Origin of the sequence: Deinococcus koreensis, from assembly GCF_002901445.1 — a bacterium.
In the GTDB taxonomy this organism is placed as follows: Bacteria; Deinococcota; Deinococci; order Deinococcales; family Deinococcaceae; genus Deinococcus; species Deinococcus koreensis.
This window is the reverse complement of the sequence record NZ_PPPD01000001.1, coordinates 2,524,940-2,543,423: the sequence shown is the minus strand read 5'-3', so window position 1 is coordinate 2,543,423 and position 18,484 is coordinate 2,524,940. Positions and strand designations below refer to the sequence as shown.

The 18,484-nt window shown below is 71.4% G+C and carries 17 protein-coding genes and 1 riboswitch; of the genes, 7 read left to right on the top strand and 10 right to left on the bottom strand.

Annotated features, from left to right (window positions below; all coding sequences use genetic code 11):
- Positions 1 to 33 precede the first annotated feature (33 nt).
- Positions 34 to 726, top strand: a complete 693-nt coding sequence (locus tag CVO96_RS11975; RefSeq protein WP_103312429.1) for a PIG-L deacetylase family protein — start codon at positions 34 to 36, stop codon at positions 724 to 726.
- Between the two features lie 21 nt (positions 727 to 747).
- Here CVO96_RS11975 and CVO96_RS11970 read toward each other — a convergent pair whose 3' ends face one another.
- The 3 genes from CVO96_RS11970 to CVO96_RS11960 form a co-directional block, all read right to left on the bottom strand.
- Entirely contained in the window at positions 748 to 1,047 is a 300-nt protein-coding gene (locus tag CVO96_RS11970; protein ID WP_103312428.1) for a hypothetical protein, read from the bottom strand.
- A gap of 80 nt (positions 1,048 to 1,127) precedes the next feature.
- Positions 1,128 to 2,330, bottom strand: coding sequence for a M20 family metallopeptidase (locus tag CVO96_RS11965; protein ID WP_243398330.1), 1,203 nt, complete (start codon positions 2,328 to 2,330; stop codon positions 1,128 to 1,130).
- A 158-nt stretch (positions 2,331 to 2,488) separates the two neighbouring features.
- Positions 2,489 to 2,680: a hypothetical protein gene (locus tag CVO96_RS11960; protein WP_103312427.1), complete on the bottom strand. Its 192-nt coding sequence runs from the start codon at positions 2,678 to 2,680 to the stop codon at positions 2,489 to 2,491.
- 543 nt (positions 2,681 to 3,223) lie between these two features.
- On the opposite strand from CVO96_RS11960, the gene CVO96_RS11955 reads away from it, so the two are divergent.
- Both CVO96_RS11955 and CVO96_RS11950 read left to right on the top strand, forming a co-directional pair.
- The gene (locus CVO96_RS11955; protein ID WP_103312426.1) at positions 3,224 to 5,293 is read left to right on the top strand and encodes a S9 family peptidase; all 2,070 of its coding nucleotides are present in this window, start codon (positions 3,224 to 3,226) and stop codon (positions 5,291 to 5,293) included.
- Positions 5,294 to 5,467: 174 nt separating this feature from the next.
- Positions 5,468 to 7,438, top strand: coding sequence for a bifunctional diguanylate cyclase/phosphodiesterase (locus CVO96_RS11950; protein ID WP_165795285.1), 1,971 nt, complete (start codon positions 5,468 to 5,470; stop codon positions 7,436 to 7,438).
- 17 nt (positions 7,439 to 7,455) lie between these two features.
- Here the strand turns inward: CVO96_RS11950 and CVO96_RS11945 are convergent, their stop codons facing one another.
- Positions 7,456 to 8,277, bottom strand: a complete 822-nt coding sequence (locus CVO96_RS11945) for a DMT family transporter (RefSeq protein WP_243398327.1) — start codon at positions 8,275 to 8,277, stop codon at positions 7,456 to 7,458.
- A gap of 157 nt (positions 8,278 to 8,434) precedes the next feature.
- Between CVO96_RS11945 and CVO96_RS11940 the strand changes: the two genes are divergently transcribed.
- Positions 8,435 to 9,100, top strand: coding sequence for a rhomboid family intramembrane serine protease (locus CVO96_RS11940; protein ID WP_103312424.1), 666 nt, complete (start codon positions 8,435 to 8,437; stop codon positions 9,098 to 9,100).
- Positions 9,101 to 9,146: 46 nt separating this feature from the next.
- Here the strand turns inward: CVO96_RS11940 and CVO96_RS11935 are convergent, their stop codons facing one another.
- From CVO96_RS11935 to CVO96_RS11910, 6 genes are all read right to left on the bottom strand, one after another.
- Complete coding sequence (locus CVO96_RS11935; protein ID WP_103312423.1) at positions 9,147 to 9,755, bottom strand: VOC family protein; 609 nt, start codon at positions 9,753 to 9,755, stop codon at positions 9,147 to 9,149.
- Complete coding sequence (locus CVO96_RS11930; protein WP_103312422.1) at positions 9,752 to 11,017, bottom strand: NAD(P)/FAD-dependent oxidoreductase; 1,266 nt, start codon at positions 11,015 to 11,017, stop codon at positions 9,752 to 9,754. The genes CVO96_RS11935 and CVO96_RS11930 overlap by 4 nt, the downstream gene beginning before the upstream one ends.
- Before the next feature lie 262 nt (positions 11,018 to 11,279).
- Complete coding sequence (locus CVO96_RS11925) at positions 11,280 to 12,899, bottom strand: MDR family MFS transporter (protein ID WP_103312421.1); 1,620 nt, start codon at positions 12,897 to 12,899, stop codon at positions 11,280 to 11,282.
- Positions 12,896 to 13,366 carry a MarR family winged helix-turn-helix transcriptional regulator gene (locus CVO96_RS11920; RefSeq protein ID WP_103312420.1) on the bottom strand — a complete coding sequence of 157 codons (471 nt, stop codon included), beginning with the start codon at positions 13,364 to 13,366 and terminating at the stop codon, positions 12,896 to 12,898. The genes CVO96_RS11925 and CVO96_RS11920 overlap by 4 nt, the downstream gene beginning before the upstream one ends.
- A 70-nt stretch (positions 13,367 to 13,436) precedes the next feature.
- Positions 13,437 to 13,886 (bottom strand): NUDIX domain-containing protein, encoded by a 450-nt coding sequence (locus CVO96_RS11915; RefSeq protein WP_103312419.1) that lies wholly within the window; start codon positions 13,884 to 13,886, stop codon positions 13,437 to 13,439.
- A complete protein-coding gene (locus CVO96_RS11910) occupies positions 13,883 to 14,341 on the bottom strand; it encodes an NUDIX domain-containing protein (RefSeq protein WP_103312418.1) in 459 nt (152 codons plus the stop codon). The genes CVO96_RS11915 and CVO96_RS11910 overlap by 4 nt, the downstream gene beginning before the upstream one ends.
- Before the next feature lie 38 nt (positions 14,342 to 14,379).
- Positions 14,380 to 14,484: riboswitch (TPP riboswitch) on the top strand.
- A 47-nt stretch (positions 14,485 to 14,531) separates the two neighbouring features.
- On the opposite strand from CVO96_RS11910, the gene CVO96_RS11905 reads away from it, so the two are divergent.
- The 3 genes from CVO96_RS11905 (at position 14,532) to CVO96_RS11895 (ending at position 18,471) form a co-directional block, all read left to right on the top strand.
- Positions 14,532 to 15,560, top strand: coding sequence for a thiamine ABC transporter substrate-binding protein (locus CVO96_RS11905; protein WP_103312417.1), 1,029 nt, complete (start codon positions 14,532 to 14,534; stop codon positions 15,558 to 15,560).
- Between the two features lie 545 nt (positions 15,561 to 16,105).
- Entirely contained in the window at positions 16,106 to 17,647 is a 1,542-nt protein-coding gene (locus CVO96_RS11900) for an ABC transporter permease (protein WP_103312416.1), read from the top strand.
- A gap of 185 nt (positions 17,648 to 17,832) precedes the next feature.
- A complete protein-coding gene (locus CVO96_RS11895) occupies positions 17,833 to 18,471 on the top strand; it encodes a Dps family protein (RefSeq protein ID WP_103312415.1) in 639 nt (212 codons plus the stop codon).
- Positions 18,472 to 18,484 lie beyond the last annotated feature (13 nt).

The window sequence follows — 18,484 nt, the reverse complement described above, 5'->3', positions numbered from 1 at the left end:
TGGCGCATCGGCCAGTGGGCTTATCCTCGGGGAATGAGCGCTGCCACCCCCCCCCTGAAGCTGCTGCTGATCGTGCCCCACCCCGACGACGAGGTCTACGGCGCCTCGGGCACGCTGATGACCCACCTGGCGGCCGGCGAGCCCTGCGGCCTGGTCACCCTGACGCGCGGCGAGGCCGGGCGCACCCTGGGCCTGTGCGACACGCCCCAGGAGCTGGCCCGGATGCGCGAGGTGGAACTCGCCGCCGCGCTGGAGGTGATCGGTCTGACCCGGCCGGAGGCGCTGCAGCGCGGCAGCGTCTTCGAGCACCACCACTTTCCCGACAAGGCGCTCAAGGATCAGCCGCTGGAGACGCTCATCGAGGTCGCCCGCGAGGCCATGACCCGCCTGCGACCCGAAATCGTGCTGAGCTTCCCGCCCAACGGCAGCAACGGCCACCCGGATCACGTGACCACCCACCGCGCGGTGAAGGCCGCCTGGGACGGCCTGCCCGCAGGGGAGCGCCCCCGGCTGTGGTACTACGCCTCCGACGCGGCGCCCGAGAACGAGGAACTGCGCGCCATCTGGCTGCCGCCTAACACCCGGCGCGACGTGAGCGCCCTGATCTCCCGCAAGCTGCAGGCCATCGCCTGCCACCGCACCCAGGCGCTGAGCACGGTCGACTTCATCCGCAAGTTCCCCGAACGCATCACCGAGGAGACCTTCTACGAGGTCGGGCTGAACTGAACCGCTGCCGCCCGGCCTGGGTCAGTCCTCCCACTCGCTCACCGGGATGAAGTCCACGTTCTCGCCCTCGGTGCCGGTCACGGTGTAGCGCGAGTCGAAGCGCACGGTCAGCTCGCCCTTGTCGAAGTGCCCGGACGAGACCACCGGCTTGCGGAAGATGTGGTTGCCGTCGTCGTCCACGCCGATGTGTGCGCTCTTGGTGAAGCGGAACTCGACCACGTCGCCGTGCGGGCGGGTTCTCACGCGCACGCGGAAGGTCTGGGCGTCGTCCTGGCGGACATAGGGGTTGGCGGGCGCTTTCTTGCGGAACAGGTTGAACATGGAGCCTCCGGACGGTGGACAGGGATCTGGGCGCGGTCGCCCGGGTGGACGGCTGGACAGCTGTGGCAGGGCGGCGGCCCTCAGAGTTCCCGGAGCAGGCGGGTCAGCAGCCGCACGTGACCCGGCCAGCGATCGAGCCGGATGTGTTCGTGCGCCGCGTGCGCGCCGTCGCCGGGGGCGCCCAGGCCGTCCAGCGTGGGCGTGATGGGCGCCGTGAAGTTGCCGTCGGAGCCGCCGCCCACGACCTCGTGGCCCAGCTCGAAGCCCAGGGCCTGGGCACGGGCGCGGGCCTGCTCGTACAGGCGCAGGGTGTCCGGGCCCTGTTCGAAGGGCGGGCGGTTCAGCCCCCCGGTCAGTTCCGCGCGCACGCGGGTGTCCGTGGGTCTCCAGGCCCGCACCCCGGCGTCCACGCGCTCGGCCTCGGCCAGGTGGGTCACGCGCACATCGAACTCCACGCTGCAGGCCTCGGGCACCACGTTCATGGCGCTGCCGCCGTGGATGACCCCGGCGCTGATGGTGGTGCCCACCTCGGGGCGCGCCAGGGCCTGGATGGCCAGCACGGCCTCGGCGGCGGCGGTGATGGCGCTCGCGCCGTCGGCAGGCCGGTTGCCGGCGTGGCTGGCGATCCCGCGCAGGCTCAGCCAGTAGCCGCCGGTGCCCTTGCGGCCGGTCTTCAGGGCGTGGCTGTCGGCCACCGGCGGCTCCACGACCAGCGCCGCGCGGGCGCCCGAGGCGGCGGCCTCGATGTGGGCGCGGCTGCTGGGGCTGCCCACCTCCTCGTCCGGCGAGAGCAGGATCTGGATGCCGCCCGCCGGCCACTGGCCGCCCTGTGCCCCGCCCGTTTCCCGGCGCAGCGCCCGCAGCGCGTGGAAGGTGCCCACGATGCCGCCCTTCATGTCGTAGGTGCCGGGGCCGTACACGCGCTCTCCCTCCAGGCGCCAGGGCATCTGCGCCAGCGTGCCCACGGGCCAGACCGTATCGGCGTGCATGAGGATCAGGAGCGGGCGGTGGCCCGGAGCGGTGCCGGCCCCGGCGCCCGCCAGACTGGAACTTGCCAGACCGGAACTCGCCAGCCCCGCGCTGTCCACGCCGAAGTTGAAAATTCGTGTGCCACCCGGCAGGGCGCGGGTCACGGCGCCCAGGCCACGGGCCCAGCCCTCCACCAGTTCCATCACGCGGGCCACGGCGCCCGGATCGCTGGACGGAGATTCGATCTCGACCAGGGTCTGCAGGTCGGTGAGCATGGCGTTCAGGTCAGGCCCGGCGTTCGGATCGTGGAGCATGGATGACATGCTATCCCGCACGGCTGAGGGCTTCCGGAGGCTCAGGGCGGGGGGCCTCCGGGAGGCCACAGCCGCCGAGCCCCCACCGCCCGGCACGGGTCAGGCCGGAGGGTGGAGGCTCGGATGTGGGCCGGGACAGTCGGGCTTAAGTGACGGGCTCAGGTGAGCAGCGCGACCTGATGCTGATCGGCGCGCAGCACGGCGCGGCCCTTAAGGTACAGGTCGCCCAGGGCCTTGGGCCCGAAAATGCGCGTCAGGCGGGTGCTGGTCATTTCGATGGTGCGGCCGCCGAACCGCAGCCGGACGACGTTGGTGGTGCCGGGAACCCAGGTGCAGGACAGTTCTTGCATGCAGACCTCCTCAGTCAGCTCGGGGATGGTCGGAGACGGGAACAGTACCGGAAGCGCGCAAAGAGCCTCCGCAGAAGCGAGGGACGCAGGCCCAGGAAGCAGGCCAGACAGACCGGTACCTCACAGCCTAATCCGGCGCGATCAGGAAATGGTCAGAAAACGGCTCCTGAACTTGAGCGAGTGATCATCAATGAACCTGTCGAGGTCGTGGCTGGAGCGGAGAACCGCCGATCAGCGGGTGGCGGCCACTCGATGGGCGCACCGCCGGGCTCTGATCGTCCTCCGACCCCCCGGCCCACGCCTGACGGGCATCGAAGACCGTGGGGGGCAAGGCTCACCCCCTGCCTGCATGGGAACCATCGTTTCCCGGCCTGTCGACCTTCCGTTCCAGTTCCGATCAGGCGGAGCATGGGGAGAAACGGGCACCGCCAATACCGCAGCCTCACCCGTCTCCGTCCTCGCCACCGCTGATTCCTGGGGTGGCCGCCGGCCGTCCCACAAGACCGCTGTGAGGTTCGCCCCAGGCCGTGATTGACTGGGGCCATGACCGCCCAGACTGCCCACCCCGCCGCTGCTCGGCCCGGCAGCGCCGCCACCCCGGGCCCGGAGAGCCTGCTGGCGCTGGCCTTTCCGTCCGATCCCCAGATCAGCCCGGATGGACGGCGGGTGGCCTTCGTGCTCTCGCGCATCGAGGAGGAAGACCCGCTCGCGCCGGACGCGGACTTCGCCCGTCCGCGCTACCGCTCGCACATCTGGCTCTCGGACGGCGAGGGGGCGCGGGCCTTCACGACCGGCGCGGCGCGCGACGGTGCCCCCCGCTGGTCGCCAGACGGCCATACGCTGGCCTTCGTGCGCGACAGCACGCCCGCGGGCGGCCAGGAGCGCAGGGGGCAGCTTCACCTCCTGCCGCTGGGCGGCGGCGAGGCCCGGCGGATCACCACCCTGCGCAATCCCGTGCAGGACGTGCAGTGGAGCCCCGACGGCCGCTTCCTGGCCTTCCTGAGCCTGGGCGACGACCAGGACAAGCGCGACGAACGCGGCGAGGCCCGCGTGATCACCCGCCCGCGCTACCGCTTCAACGGCCTGGACTGGCTGCCCGAAACCCCCGCCCGGCTGTGGAGATACGACCTGCAGCGCGGCGACCTGAGCGAGTGGCACGCGCCCGCCGTGGGCGTGAGCACCTTCGCGTGGCTGCCCGACAGCCGCGGCGTGCTGTTCGTGAGTTCCCTGAACGACCGGCGGGCCTCGCAGTGGCAGCAGGAGGTCTTCCGCCTGGCGCTGGAGGGGCCGCCCGAACAGCTCACCCGCTGGAACTCGGCCATCACGTCGGTCGTCCCGCATCCGGACGGCGAGCGCTTCGCCGTGGTGGGCCGCCCGGAGGGCCAGGGCAACACCGAGTACAGCCATCTGTATCTGCTCGGCCCGCAGGGGGAGCCGCGCCGCCTGGACGCCGGCCACGACGTCCCGGTGGGGAATCTGGTGGGCGGCGACTGCCACGTGGGCGCCATGCCCGAGCGCCCGGTCTGGCTGGACGACCGGACGCTGCTGTTCGCGGCCACCGTGCGCGGCAGCTCGGGGCTGTTCCGGGCCAGCCTGGACGGGCCGGTCACGCCGCACGACCACCGACCCGACGGCGTGATTTCCGCCTTCACGGCGAACGCGGCCGGCATCGCCCTGATCCGCGAGCGCGCCGACCGTTTCCCGGAGGTCGAACTCGGCGGCGCGCAGGTCACCACGCTGCATGAGGCGCTGCCCTTTCCGGCCCGCACGCCCGCGCGGGTGGGCTTCGACACCGGCCTGGGCGAAGGCGAGGGCTGGGTGCTGCTGCCTGGCGGCGACCAGCCGGTGCCCGCCCTGCTGAGCATCCACGGCGGGCCGCACACCGATTACGGCCACGCCTTCATGCACGAGTTCCAGCTGATGGCGGCGCGCGGGTACGGGGTGTGTTACAGCAACCCGCGCGGCTCGGTGGGCTACGGGCAGGCCTGGGTGGACGACATCCACGGCCGCTGGGGCACGGTGGACATGGCCGACCTGCTGGCCTTCTTCGACCGCTGCCTGGAGACCCAGCCCCGGCTGGATCCGGGCCGCACGGCGGTCATGGGCGGCAGCTACGGCGGCTACATGACGAACTGGATCACGGCCCACACCGGGCGTTTCCAGGCGGCCATCACGGATCGCGGCATCTGCAACCTGATCTCCTTCGGAGGCACCTCGGACATCGGGCTGCGCTTCTGGGACGACGAACTGGGCCTGAACTTCCATCGCCGCGCCGACGCCCTGCGGCTGTGGGACATGAGCCCGCTGCAGTACGTGGAGGACGTGAAGACCCCCACCCTGATCGTGCATTCGGCGCTGGATCACCGCTGCCCCGTCGAGCAGGCCGAGCAGTGGTACGCCGCGCTGACGCTGCACGGCGTCCCCACCCGCTTCGTGCGCTTTCCCGGCGAGGATCACGAACTCTCGCGCTCGGGGCGGCCGGATCGCCGCCTGACCCGCCTGCACGAGTACCTGAACTGGCTGGAGCGCTGGCTGCCCGGCGCAGGTGTGGACAGGGCGGGTGAGGTCGCCGCCGCGACTGACCAGGGGGAGAGGGCAGGAGCCATGGGCTAAGCCCGTGCCCATGCTGGCCGAGCCTTCATGAAGGTGACTGGTGTGAGATACCTCACGAACAGGCAGGCGGCGGGTGGGAAGACCGTAAGCCCCGCCGCCCTAACGTCGGGTATGCCCCTCAGGTCATCCGAATTTCCCCGCTGGCAGGAGCTGCGCCTGAAGGCTGACCCCCCCGTGACCTACCTTCCCTCGTTCCTGTCGGCCACCCAGGGCCGCGCCAGCTTCGTGCTGCTGCTGACCTTCCTCGGATTGACCTTTTTCGCCGTGATCACCGCTGTCGAGACCCGCATCATGACCACCCAGACGGAGCACAGTGTCCGGCAGAGCGACCTCTTCCAGACGGCGCGCTACTGGGTGGGGGCCGAGGAATCGCTGGAGCGCAAGTACCGCCTGGAACCCGGGCCGGGCATCCGCGCCCGCCACAGCCAGGCCGCTGCCGACGTGGTGACCAGCCTCCGGGCGATCCGCGCCAACGACCCCGCGTCCACGCACGACCGCATCGACCCGCTGCTGGCGCTACATGACCAGTATCTGGACGCCATCTATTCGGGCCTCTTCCCGGCCGTCGATGCCGGCGATCTGCAGCGTTCCCTGGAGATCGACCATCAGCTGGTCGACCCGGTGTTCGACGCCCTGCAGGAACAGGTCACGGCGGCGGCCACCGACCACCACGAGGACGCGGTGGCCCGGCTCGATCAGCTCACCCGGCTGCAGAACCAGCTGGTGGTGCTGACGCCGCTGGTCTTCGTCATCGGCCTGCTGGTGCTGGCCTTTTTCTGGCGGCTGATGCAGCACAGCCAGGCCCGGCTCGATCAGGCCAACCGCGAGACCATGAGGCGGCTCAAGGCCGAGGCGACCACCGACAGCCTGACCTCGCTGGGCAACCACCGGGCGTTTCAGGAGGTGCTGGGGCTGGCGCTGCAGCAGTCGCGCTCGGAGGGCCACGTGTTCTCCCTGGTGCGCCTCGACCTGGACGAATTCAAGGTCATCAACGACCGGCATGGGCACCTCTACGGCGATCAGGTGCTGGCCAGCTTCGGGCAGACGCTCTCGCGGCTGTTCCAGGGCACGGCCTACCGCGTGGGCGGCGACGAATTCGCCGTGCTGCTGCCGGCCGACCTCCCGCAGGCGCTGGCGGCGGTCGAGGCCCTGCGGGACGTGCTCAAGGCGCAGAAGCTGCTGACCATCAGCGCCGGGCTCACGGTCAGCGCCGCCGACACGGCCAGCCCGGACGACCTGCAGCAGCAGGCCGATCAGGCGCTGTACGAGGCCAAACGCCGCGGCCGTGACCGCACGGTGACCTTCCAGTCGATCGCCGACCGCGCCACCCTGCTGCCCCACGAGCAGGTCGAGGCGTTCCGGCAGCTCCTGCACGCCGGGGCGATGGACGTGGCGTTCCAGCCGATCTGGCAGCGGGGCGCGGCCCACCCGCACGCCTACGAGGCGCTGGCCCGCCCCCCCAGGAAGGCCGGGTTCGACGGCCCCCAGGAGCTGTTCGACGTGGCGGCCCGCCTGAACCGCAGCATGCCGCTGGACGAACTGTGCTGGACGACCGCCCTGGGGCGCTGCGGCGCCCTGCCCGGCGGCGCGCTGCTGTTCCTCAACCTCTCCCCGCAGACCCTCGATCAGGACGCTCCGCTGGCCCCCAGGCTGCTGGACGCGGTTCATGCGGCCGGCCTGTGCCAGGGGCAGGTCGTCATCGAGATCACCGAGCGCAGCGTGGGCCACCTGAACTCCGTGCTGGCGCAGGCGGGGCAGCTGCGGGCCGCCGGTTTTCGGCTGGCCCTCGACGATGTGGGGGCCGGCAACTCGGGCCTGGAGATGCTGCGCCAGCTGCAGGTGGATTTCGTCAAGATCGACCGCTCGGTGGTGGCGGCCGCCCCGACCGATTCCACCGCCAACGCGGTGCTCGCCGCGATCATGGCCTATGCCCGCCAGACCGGCGTCCAGGTGATCGTGGAGGGCATCGAGACGCCCGAGATGCTGGAACACGGCTGGGCCATGGGGGCCCAGTATGCCCAGGGCTACCTGCTGGGCCGCCCGCAGCCGGGCTTCGTGGCCCAGGCGCCGGCCGACGTTCCGGCCCGTCCGGACGGGGAGCGGGAGCTGGCGGCCCCCATCCCGGCGTCCCCGGCCTCGACCTGAGCCGCTCCCGGAAGCTCCTAGCCCCCCGCCAGCAGCGCCGCGCCGGACAGGGCCAGCACCACGCCCAGCCACTGCCGCGCGCCCAGGCCCTCGCGCAGCAGCAGCACCGCCAGCAGGGTCGTGAAGGCCGGGTACAGGCTGGTGAGCAGGGCGCCCACCGCCAGCCCACCCCCCTGCACCGCCCACAGGTAGAAGAGGTTGCCCAGCGTGTCGCCCGGCGCCGAGGCCAGGATCAGGCCCGGCGCCCGGGACCGCAGCCCCACCCGCCAGGCGGCCAGCGGCACCACGATCAGCGAACTGGCCAGCCGGGCCGCCGCCAGTGTCCAGAACACGCCGTCCCCCTGCGCCTGCCCCAGCAGCACGAAGAACAGCCCGAAGCCCAGCCCGGCCAGCAGCCCCAGCGGCACGCCGCTCTGCCCTGGCCGCGCGCCGTCCTGCCAGCTCAGCAGCCCGGTGCCCAGCAGCACGCCCGCCGCGCCCAGCCAGCCGCCCAGGCCCAGGATCTCGCCGCCCAGCACGCCCACCACGACCGGCACCGCCGCCGACAGCGCCCCGGTGCCCACCGAGACGGCGCCCATCGGGCCCAGGGCCAGCGCCCGGTAAAAGGCCAGCACGGCCACCAGCCCCACGGCGCCGGCCGCCGCGCCCCACCCCAGGTCGCTGGCGGGCGGCACCGGCTGCCCGAACGCCCAGGCCAGCAGGGCCATCACGGCCGCGCTCAGGGGGTGGGTCAGGGCCACCACCCGCAGCGGCGAATCCCGCCGGCTCGCCAGGCCCGACAGGAAGTCGCCCACGCCATAGGTCATGGCCGAGAGCAGCCCGCTCAGGGTGGGATTCACGGGCGAAAGCGCGGGCGGGAGGCAGGCAGGGCGGCGCGGGCAGGAGGCATCTGGCGCCGAGTCTAGCGGGAGTCTGCGCCGCACCGCCCTCTGGGGCTCCGTCCTTCCGTGCGCCGCCGGACACAGATCAGTCCCACCCGATCAGGCACACTGAGCCATGCGGCGTCCCCGTTCATCTCCACTGGTGCCTGCCACGCGTTCGCCCCAGGTGCGGCCGGCCCTCGCGGTCACGGCGCTGCTGATCGCCGGCGTGTGGGGGCAGGAGCTCCTCGACACCCTGGCCTTCGGCGGCAGCCTCGACCGCTACGGCATCGAGCCGCGCGAGAGCGGCACCTTCTGGCACGTGCTGAGCGCGCCCTTCCTGCACGCGGGTTTCGGGCACCTGATCGCCAACACCGTGCCGCTGGCCGTGCTGGCCTTCATGAGCGCAGTGCGGAACCTCTGGCGCTTCCTGGCGGCCACCGTGATCATCGCCGTGCTGGGCGGCGCGCTGGTCTGGCTGCTGGGCCGGGGCGGCAGCGTGCACCTGGGCGCCAGCGAGCTGATCTTCGGCTACCTGGCCTACCTGCTGGGCGTGGGCTGGTGGGAGCGCACGCCCACCGCCATCGGCGTGGCCCTGGTCGCTTTCGTCCTGTATGGCGGCATCTTGTGGGGCGTGCTGCCCGGCAATCCCTACGTGTCGTGGGAGGCGCACCTGTTCGGCTTCCTGGCCGGACTGGTCGCGGCGGCGCTGCTACACGGGCGCCGGCCTCAGCGCCCGGCTGGCACGGTGTCGTCTGGCAAGGTGTCGACCGGGACGGCCTCAACCAGTCGAAAAGTCTGAAGGTCTAAGAAAGGCGACCCAGACGCCACCCTGCTGGGCTTCACCCCTACAGCGTGACCTGCCCTCCCGGCGTCTCCAGCACGGCGCGCAGCTCGGCGCGGGGGGCCTCGTAGACCTCCACGGTGCCGCTGAACTCCAGCCCGCTCAGGCGGGCGCGCAGGCGATCCGGGTGGGCCGTGCCCAGCAGCAGGCGGCTCAGGCGCACGCCGGCATCCGGCAACTGCGCGGCGGGCGAGGGCGTGAGCCAGTGGATCAGCGAGGGGGCCACGCCGTACATGGGCAGGACGCCGCCCGCCGGCACAGTCAGGCGCCAGCGGAAGCTGCCACGCGACAGCTCGGGCACTTCCGGGCCGGGGCTCAGGCTCTCCACGCCCGCGACCCAGTGGATCAGGGCCGGGCCAGCCTCCAGCCGCTCCTGCATCTCGGCGCTGTCCAGGCCGAACCAGCGCGGCCCGGCGGGCGGCGGGGCGGCCGGGTTCACGGCGAGCACTTCCAGGTAGGTGTCCGGCCCCAGCGAGAGCAGGGCGTTGTGGGTGCCGTAGTCGGGGTGCTCGCCGCCGGGCTGCAGGGACACGCCCAGCTGAGCCTCCAGCCAGGCCCGGCCCTCCGCCAGGGTGCGGGCGGCGACCACCAGATGATCCAGGCGGGCGCTCATGCGCCCCTCGGGCGGCTCATGCCGGCGGTGTCCCCGAGCACGATGGCGGCGGCCTTCTCGCCACTTTCCATGGCGCCCTGGATGCCGCTCATGGAGGTGGCCTCGGAGGCGAGCAGCACGCTGCCCAGGCGCGTGGCGTGCCCGGCCAGCGTGGCGGCGAACCCGGGCGGCTGCGGATACTGCGCGTGCCGGATGCGCTCGGTGAGCAGCGGACGCAGGGACGCGACCGGGCCCTCCCCGTACCAGCGCCCCAGTTCGCCCCGGACGCGGGCGTCCAGCGCGGCCTCATCGAGTTCCGGCTCGCCCAGCACGGTCACGGTGAGCTGGCGCTGGCCCGCCGGCGCGCGGCCGGGCACGGCGTTGCTGATCCACTGCGCGTTGTGGATAAAGCCCTGCTCGCCGTTCAGCAGCAGCCGGGCCTCGTTGTCGACCATCTGATGGGTCACGTAGTGCAGGTAGGTGCTGCCCAGGCTGCCGCGCGAGACCTTCTCGCCGGTGAGGGCCTGGGCGCTGTCCGGATCGGTTGCGACGATCACCGTGCGGGCGTCGAGTTCACCCGCGCTGGACGCCACCGTGACGTGCGATTCATGCGGGATCAGGCGCGTGACCCGGATCCCCAGGGTCACGTCCAGATCCCGGGCGAGCTGCTCGGGAATCCGGCCCATGCCGGCGCGGGGCAGGGCGGCGCCGCCGTCGATGAGCATCCGGAAGTAGTAGCGGAAGAGCCGGGCCGAGGTGCTCAGGTCGCGCTTCAGGAAGATGCCCCCGAAAAACGGGCGGAAAAACAGTTCCAGCGCGCGCTCGCTGAAGCCCTGGCGGCGCAGGTAGGATTCGGTGGATTCGTCGGGCCCCTGCAGCAGCGTGTGGGGAGCAGGAACGCGCAGGCGCAACGCCAGCTTGCCCACCCGCAGCTTGTCGGCCAGCGAGAGCACCCGCGTGGTCAGGGTGCTCAGCAGCCCCGCCGGATCGCGGATGGGGTCGCCCAGCACGTCGGCCCGCTCCCCCCGGCGCACGACCGCCGCAGGCGCGATGGAGACCAGATCCAGGGCGCCCAGATCGAGGTGGCGCTTCACCGCCGGGTACGCCGGAAACAGCACCTGATACCCCGCGTCGAGCGTACAGCCGTCCACCACGCGGGAGCGCACGCGCCCACCGACCTGCGCGCCCGCCTCCAGCACCCGTACCCGTCGCCCGGCCCGCGACAGCACGCGGGCGGCCGTCAGGCCGGAGAGGCCCCCACCGATCACCAGAACATCCACCATGAGGCACAGCCTAGAGCAGATGGTGGCCGGGTGATGGTGGATGGAGGAAGGCGAAAGGGGCGGGGGCGGATTGGGGCGTGGGAGTCAGTCTTCGGTGGCGCTGCGGATGAACCCTCAGCCTGTTCCCCTCCAGAGGAGGCAATAAGGGCGTGCGGGCCATGCTGTTCTTGCCTCCCTTTTAAGGGGAGGTGCCCCGCAGGGGCGGAGGGGTCGCCTTCCAGCTACGGCGCCCATACCACTCCTCTCTCCGTCTCTCCCCCGCTCAGTCCGTCGCCGCCGCCTGCGCGCTGGGCTGAGCTTCGGCCGGCGCCGCCCGGACACCCTTCAGGGGCCGCTCGGGGAGCATCACGGTGACCAGGAACGCCAGGCCCACCAGCCCCGCCGACACCAGGAACACGTGGTCGATGGCGCCCATCAGGACGCTTCGCAGCGCGTCCAGTACCGGGGCGAACAGCTCTCCCTGACCGGCGCCGTCCAGGGCGGCGCGCAGCCCCTGCTGGGCCTGTTCGCTGCTCAGCACGTTCGGGTTGGCGATGGCGGCCTGCACGGGCGCCGGCAGGCTCTGGGCGCCGGCCGGCAGTTCCCGGCCCAGGTTCGCCGCGAGTTGCGCGTTCACCAGCGCGCCGAACAGGCTCACCGCCAGCGTGCCGCCGATCTGCCGGAAGAACTGGTTGCCGCCCGTGGCGCTGCCCAGCTGCTCGCGTGGCGCGGCGTTCTGCACCGCCAGGGTGAGCTGGCTGTTCACCGGCCCCAGGCCCAGGCCGAGCAGGATCATGATGCCCACCGCCGCCCACAGCGGGGTTCCCAGGCTGAGGTGCCCCGCCAGCACCAGTGCGCCGGTGGCGACCAGGGCGCCCAGCACCACCAGCGTCTTGTAGCGCCCGGTGCGGCTGACCCACTGCCCGGACAGCGTGCTGGTCAGGATCATGCCGCCCATCAGCGGGGCCAGGGCCAGCCCGCTGCCCGAGGCGCTCGCGCCGCGCACGCCCTGCATGTACAGCGGCAGGTACAGGATCGCGGCGAACATCCCCGCGCTCACCAGAAAGCCCGCCAGCGACGCCAGGGCGATGGAGCGGTCGCGCATCAGCCGCAGGTCGAGGATCGGGCGTTCCTGCGCGCGGCTGTGGCGGGCGTACCACAGGCCCAGCCCCAGCGTGGCGACCAGCAGGCCCAGGATGCGCGGGCTGTCCCAGGCGTAGGTGGCCCCGCCCCACGACATCGCCAGGGTCAGGGTCGTGACCGCGCCGGCCAGCAGCGCGGCGCCCAGCGCGTCGAAGTGGCCACGGGCGCCCGTGGCGGGCAGGCGGAAGAAGCGCCAGATGACGAACGCCGCCAGCAGCGCGAAGGGCGTATTGACGAAGAACACGCTGCGCCAGCCCAGGTGATCGGTCAGGAAGCCGCCGACCAGCGGGCCGACCACCGAACTCACGCCCCATACGGCGCCCGTGTAGCCCTGGTAGCGCCCCCGCTCGATGGGCGTGAAGATGTCGGCGATGGCCGTAAAGCTCATCGCCATCAGGGTGCCGCCGCCGATGCCCTGCACGGCCCGCCAGAAGATCAGCTGCTCCATGCTGGACACGAAGCCCAGCGCCACGGAACCCAGCGCGAACACCGCGATCCCGAACAGCAGCAGCGGCCGCCGCCCGAACCGGTCGCTGATGGTGCCCACGATGGGGATGGTGATGGTGGTGGTCAGCGAATACGCCGTGAACGCCCAGGCATACAGGTGAAAGCCCCCCAGGTCGCTGATGACGCGCGGCATGGCGCTGCCCACCACGGTCATGTTCAGCGAGGCGAGAAAGAGGACGGTGAGCACGCCGACGAACGCCAGAATCTTCTCGCGGTGGGTCAGGCTGGCCTGGACAGGACGGGGGGCGGTCATGCGGCGCCTCCGGGGCTCAGGGTGGCCGTCAGTGTCCTCAGGGCGTCCAGAGCGGCCCGCACGGTGGCTGCCGGCAGATGCCCGAAGTGGGCCTGCACGATGTCCTGCCCGGTCGCCCGGACGCGGGCGCGGGTAGCGGCGCCCTGGGGAGTCAGCCGCAGCTCGACGCGGCGCAGATCGCCGGGGTCGGTCACACGCTCGACCAGCCCGGCCTCCACCAGTTTGGACACGATGCGGGTGACCGTCGGCGCGGGGAGGTTCTGCGCCGCCGCGATCCGGCCCGGCGTCTGCGCGCCGTCCATGATGGCGGCCAGCACCACGAGTTCCTTGGTGTTCAGGCCCAGCGCGCCTTCCAGCGGCTCGTCCAGCACCTGCCGGAAGCGCCGCGAAAGGCGCAGGGTCAGGCGCACGACCTCGTACAGCTCGTCGGTCTGCGCCTGGGTGGAAGAGGGGGTGGGTACGTTCATTTCATCTGGAAGTATTTCAGACGGAAGGAATCGGCGCCATCAGCGTCCGTTCATTTACAGATATCCCTGCTCAGAGCAGCGCCCGCAGCCCCGCCCAGCCGTCCAGCATCTCGGAAAGCCGCACGCCGCCCAGCAGATGCGCGTCCAGCACGCCAGGGAGCCAGGGAAGGGTTTCCGGCGGCAGCGCGTCCGGCGCGAACCAGCCGACCGCCGAGGTCTTGTCGAGCGGCGCCGGCTCGCCCGCCCAGACCCGGGCCCGGAAGAAGCAGTCGGCGCCCTGGGTGCCCTCCAGGTCGTAGCGGCACAGCCCCAGCGTCTCCAGCGAGTCGGCGTCCACCCTGAGCCCGACCTCCTCGAGCGCCTCTCGTACGGCGGCGTCGGCCAGCCGCTCGCCCGCCTCCACCCGTCCCCCCGGCAGCCCCCACCGCCCCTCGCCGTAGGACGTGCCCGCGCGGCGCCCCAGCAGAACGCTCCCAGAGGCGTCCTGCACGATCAGCCAGGAGACGAGGTGGAAGGTCACGGCGCGCCCATCAGAGGGCGGGCCGAGCGCACATCCTCCAGTTGCTCCGTCACGAGGGCGCCGCCCCGCAGATGGACGTCCAGCAGTGCCGGGAGCCAGAGCAGCGAGTCGGCGGGCAGGGCGTCCGGGGCGAACCACCCGACCTCGGAGGTTTTGTGGAGCGGCTGTGGCTCGCCGGCCCAGCTCCGGGCCAGGAACAGGAAATCGGTGCCCTGCACCCCATCCACCGCATACCGGCGGACGCCGAGCACCCCCAGGGCCTCTGGCGAGACCTCCAGCCCCGTTTCCTCGCACAGTTCCCGCGCGGCGGCGTCCTGCAGGCCCTCGCCACTCTCCACCTGCCCCCCCGGCAGCCCCCACAGCCCGTGCCCGTAGGCCGATCCGTCCCGGCGCCCCAGCAGCACGCGCCCGGACGCGCCTTGCACCACGACCCACACCAGCAGATTGAAGCCCATGGCCCAGGGTGGCATGCCGGGGGTGCGCTATGCTGCCCACGCGTCACCGGGGGTGCCCTGACCGAGCAGTCGGCAGGGCTGAGACATACCCCAGGAACCTGATCCGGGTCATTCCGGCGGAGGGAGCGTGACCGGAAGCCAGCGACAGGCTGCCTTCCCCGCTTCCCCTCGTGACGCGAGGGGGATTTTTATGCGTAGAACCGTTCTGCTTGGCCTGCTCCTGACCGGAGCCGCGCACGCCCAGACCACCCTGACGGTGGCCACCCACGATTCCTTCTCGCTGGACAGGAAGCTCGTGGCGCAGTTCGAGGCGGCCCATGGCGCGAAGGTGCGCTTCGTGAAGGGCGGCGACGCCGGCGAGCTGCTGAACCGCCTGATCCTGACCCGCCGCGCCCCGATTGCCGACGTGGTGTACGGCCTGGACAATGCCCTGCTGGCCCGCGCGAAGGCCGCCGACCTGCTGAGCCCCTACCGCCCGGCGAACGGGTCGAGGGTGCCCGCCGCACAGCGCCTGGACGACACGGGACTGCTGACCACCGTGGACTACGGCGACGTGGCCCTGAACTACGACCGCGCGTACTTCCAGAAGGCGGGGCTGGCGCTGCCCCGCAGCCTGGACGACCTGAAAAGCCCCCAGTACGCGAAATTGACCGTGGTCGCCTCTCCAGCGACGTCCAGCCCTGGCCTGGCCTTCCTGCTCGCCACCGTGAACCACTTCGGCGAGGCCGGTGCCTGGGCCTGGTGGGAGGCTGCCCGCACGAACGGCATGAAGGTCACGCGCGGCTGGAGCGACGCCTATTACAAGGACTTCAGCCGCAACGGGGGCAAGTACCCCATTGTGCTCAGCTATGCCAGCAGCCCCGCCGCCGAGGTCTTCTACGCCGACGGCTACGACCCCGCCAAGCTGCCCGCCCAGGCGCCGACCGCCAATCTGTTCCTGCCCGGCTCCACCTGGCGGCAACTGGAAGGCGTGGGGGTTCTGAAAGGCACGAAACAGCCCGAGCTGGCCCGCCGCTTCGTGGACTTCATGCTCAGCCCCGCCGTGCAGGCCGACATCCCCACCCGCATGTGGGTCTATCCGGCGGTGAGCGGCGTGAAGCTCGACCCGGTGTTCAGGTTTGCCCAGCAGCCCCCCGCCGACACCGTGAAGGCCAGCGTCCCCACCAACCCGCAGCGCCTCGTGGACGCCTGGGTCACGCAGGTTCTGCGGGCCCGCTGAGCTGGGGAAGAGGGATGAGTGATGAGGAATGAGGCGTCGCTGATATGAGTGGGAACGATGATCACATATGGTGCGGACAGGTTCAGAGCGCAGTGATCTGCGAAATTGAATACTGTCGTCTGGAACGTCAGACTTGCTCACCCCCTCCCAACCTCCCCCATCAAGGGGGAGGAGCGGAAACATCGTATTCATCGCCATCAATGCAGCTCGGTGTGGAAAGTGTCCGCACCATTGATCACACGCCTTTACTGCGAAGCAATGCAGGTCTGCTGGGCAGCGCTACGAGCCTCAGGAGGAGAGAGGGAGGCTTGATCCCTGTCCCTAAAAGTCGATCAGCCGTTCCAAGCGTCCCGCCCGGCATCTCACCGCAGGCCGCCACCGGCCGTCGTGCGCGCAGCGCGCGGGCCTATCGCGGAACGACAGGATGGCGTCGAGGCCGGACACGTCGGCGCGATGAACGAACACGACGGTCAAGTAGAACCTCTTGCCGAGCGCAGCGCTGCTCCCCCTGCCCTTTGGGTAGGGGGCTGGGGGGTGGGTAAGCCGTGCCCCGCAACGTCAGACCCTATCTCCTCGCCCTCCCCGCCCTCCTCTTCACCCTGTTCTTCCTCGTCGTCCCCCTCGTCAGAACCCTGCGGGAAGGCGGCATCAACTTCACCATCTGGGAAGGCGCCTATTTCCAGGGCCGCCTGCTGTGGACACTGGCCCAGGCGGGCGCCACCGCCCTGCTCGCCCTTCTGATCGGCGCCCCGCTGGCCTACCTGCTCTCGCGCTACAGCCTGCCCGGCAAGGTGCTGTTCCTGCGACTCCTGCTGCTGCCCTTCGTGACCCCGACCCTGGTGGCGGTGCTGGGCCTGTCGGCGCTGCTGGGGCCGCAGGGCGTCCTGACCCGCCTGAGCGGCCTGGACGTGTCCGACACGCCGGTGCTCCTGATTCTGGGCAACCTGTTCTTCAACCTGCCGGTGATGGTGCGGCTGGCCTACGGGGGCTTCTCGCGGGTCTCCCCCAGCCTGATCGGCGCGGCGCGCTCGCTGGGCGCGCCGGCGTGGCGGGCGGCGCTGGGCGTGGCTCTGCCGCTGGCCCTGCCGGGGCTGGCGGCGGGCGCGGTGCTGGTCTTTCTGTACTCGGCGCTCAGCTTCGGGCTGCCGCTGGCCCTGGGCGGCGAGCGCGCCGCGACCCTGGAGGTCGAGATCTACCAGAGCGCCTCGCAGCTGCGGCTGCCCGAGGCCAGCGCCCTGATCGTGGGGCAACTGGTACTGACGCTGCTGGCGACCTGGGCCTACGTCTCGCTGGGGCGCGGCGGAACGGGGGTGCCGGCGGCCGGGCTGCCGCGGGCGAGGGGCGGGGCACTGGCGGGCCTCCTGGTTCTGGGCGGCCTGACCCTGCTGATCTGCTTCGCACCGCTGCTGGCCGTGGCGGCGCGCGGCATACTGGGCGCCGCCGGGCCGACGCTGGGGTACTGGACGGCGGTGCTGGCCGACCCCGAGACCGGCCTGCTGGTGGGCAACACCGTTCGCTTCGCGGGGCTGGCCCTGCTGGGGGCCACGCTCCTGGGCGGGCTGTTCGCGCTGGGCGCGTGGCGGGCGGGGTCGCGGCTGCTCGATCTCGCGACGCTGCTGCCGCTCATGGTCTCGCCGGTCAGTCTGGCGGTCGGCTACCTGCTGGCCTACCCGGCGCTCACGGCCACGCTGCCGATGCTGATCGCGGCCTACACGCTGCTGGCCCTGCCGCTGGTGGTGCGCTCGCTGCTGCCCGCCCTGCGCGCCCTGCCCCCCCGGCTGCACGAGGCCGCCCGCACGCTGGGGGCATCGTCCGGGGGTGCCCACCGCACCGTCACCTTCCCCCTGACCCTGCCTGCGCTGCGGGGCGGCGGCGCGCTGGCCCTGGCGACCGTGCTGGGCGAATTCGGCGCCACGCTGGTGCTCACGCGCCCGGAGTGGGCGACGCTGAGCACCGGCCTGTACGACCGGCTGGGCCGCCCCGGCGAGCGCAATCTGGGCGAGGCCTGCGCGCTGGCGACCCTGCTGCTGCTGCTGTCCACGGCGGCCTTCACTCTGCTGGACGGCGGAGCGGGAGAGGTAACCTGAAGAGGGGGCCGCCACCAAAAACAACGGATATTTCAATTCGATTTCATCTGGCTGTTAACGCTACTGAGCCATTTGATACAACTTAAACCAGCGGTTCATGATGTTCAGGCTCATTCCTTTAGTTGGGCGACAGGGCAGACTCCGGTCTACGTCATCCGACGAATCGATCCCACCCGGAGTTGCCCATGAACCGAATCCTGATCCTGTCCGCCCTGCTGCTCGCTCCCCTCAGTCTCGCCTCTGCCCAGAGCACGGGCCAGAGCGCGGGCACGAGGCCCGTCAACCAGATGACCACCCTGCCCCATACCGGCACCAGCGACCGGATGAAGAGCACCCAGGCGCTGCAGAGCACCCTGACCGAACTGCAGGCGCTGCAGCTGCAGACCAAGCAGGCGCACTGGAACGTCAGCGGCGCGCTGTACTACCCGCTGCACGAGCTGCTGCAGGAGCACTACGAGATCATCGCCAAGCACGCCGACGACGTGGCCGAGCGCCTGCTGGCCATCGGCTCCAGCTCGGACGGCCGCGCCCCGGTGATCGTGGGCAGCTCCAACCTCCCCGAAATTCCCGGCGGCTTCATCGACGACGCGCGGGTGCTGAACTTCTTCAGCCAGCAGTACGTCACGGTCGGCGGCCGGCTGCGGGGGCGCATCGACGATGTGGAGAAGGTCGACCCGACCACTGCCAACCTGCTGCAGGAAGTCGAGCACGACATCGAGAAGTTCCAGTGGCAGATGCGCGCCCACCTGCAGCCCACCAACACCGATCCCAACGGCGGCGCGTTCCTGAACAACGGCGCCCCGGTGCTGAACGGCGGCAAGTAAGCTCCTGTCCTGA